Raw genomic sequence first — 1,353 nt, forward strand, 5'->3', positions numbered from 1 at the left:
CCGGCGCTGGCGCGCCTGCCGCTGTTCGTGCCCAGCCCGCGGGTCGCCGCCCTGGCCCGCGCGGCCGGTGCCCTGGATGTACGAGACTGCCGCGGGGCGAGCGCCGCGGCGCTGCTGGCGTGCCTGGCCGACGAGCCGCGCGCCGGGAAATGCTGAGCCGGGCAGCCTGAGCTGCCGGGCGGATGAAACGACCAGAAGGATGCCGACGTGACCGATCCCGCCCCGCAAACCGAACAAGTCGCCGCCGAGACGCCCGCTGCGCCGCCGCGGCCGGCAGCCGCACGCAATGGCCGGGCGCTGCCCGTGCTGACCCTGCTGCTGGGCGCCGGCGCCCTGCTGGTGGCCGGCTGGAGCCTGCGCCAGGTCGCCGGCCTGCAGGAGGCCGACGCCCGCCAGCAGGAGGCGATGGCCGAGGCGCACCGCCAGGGCCAGGAGCTGGCCGAGCGCGAGCAGGTGCTCAGCCGGCAGCTCGAGCAGCTGCCCGCGCCGGCCGAACTGGAGACGCGCCGCCGCCTGCTCGCCGAACTGCAGGCCGGCCAGCAGCAGCTCGGCGAGCGGGTCGACCGCGTGCTCGGCGCCAGCCGCCAGGAGTGGCGCCTGGCCGAGGCCGAGCACCTGCTGCGCCTGGCCAGCCTGCGCCTGGCGGCGCTGCAGGACGTCAACAGCGCGCGCTTCCTGCTCGCTGCTGCCAACGAGATCCTTCGCGATCACGACGATCCGGCCGCCTTCGCCGCCCGCGAGCGGCTGGTGAGTGCGCTGGAGTCCCTGCAGACCCTGCCTGCGGTCGACCGCACCGGCCTGTTCCTGCAGCTCGGCGCCCTCGGCGAGCAGGCCGCCGGCCTCAACACCCGGCGTCCCGAATTCCAGCCGCGGGACGGCGCGCTGCCGGCCGCGGCACAGGTCGCCGAGGGCGACGGCGCCAGCCGCTGGGCGCAGTGGTGGCAGCACGTCAGCGGCTTCGTGCGCCTGGAGTTCACCGCCAGCGACGAGGTCAGGCCGCTGCTCGCCGGGCAGACCCTCGAGCAGCTGCGCCTGGCCCTGCGTCTGGCCCTGGAGCAGGCACAGTGGGCGGCGCTCAACGCCCAACCGCAGGTCTACCGCGGCGCGCTGGAGCAGGCGCGCGGCTTGGTGCAGCGCTACTTCGGCCTGGACAGCGCGGAGAACCACGCCTTCTACACCCGTCTCGGCGAGCTGGCCAACCAGCCGGTGGCTCTCGAGCTGCCCGACCTGACGCCGGCGCTCAACGCCCTACAGGCCTACCTCGGCCAGCGCGAGCGCGCCGCGCTGGAAGCTGCCGGCGCGGCGCCCAGGACCCCCGAGGCCTCGTCCGCGCCGCCGGCGGCGCCCGGCAGC

General features: G+C 76.3%; 1 protein-coding gene and 1 pseudogene. Both read left to right on the top strand.

The genetic code is table 11. The features are described from left to right. Window positions 1-156: pseudogene (locus E5198_RS21170) on the top strand (uroporphyrinogen-III synthase); the annotation flags it as partial. 51 nt (window positions 157-207) lie between these two features. Beyond that, a partial coding sequence (locus E5198_RS21175) for a uroporphyrinogen-III C-methyltransferase (protein WP_136491862.1) occupies window positions 208-1,353 on the top strand: 1,146 nt, incomplete at its 3' end.

Origin of the sequence: Pseudomonas sp. A-1, assembly GCF_004801855.1 — a bacterium.
Taxonomy (GTDB): domain Bacteria; phylum Pseudomonadota; class Gammaproteobacteria; order Pseudomonadales; family Pseudomonadaceae; genus Geopseudomonas.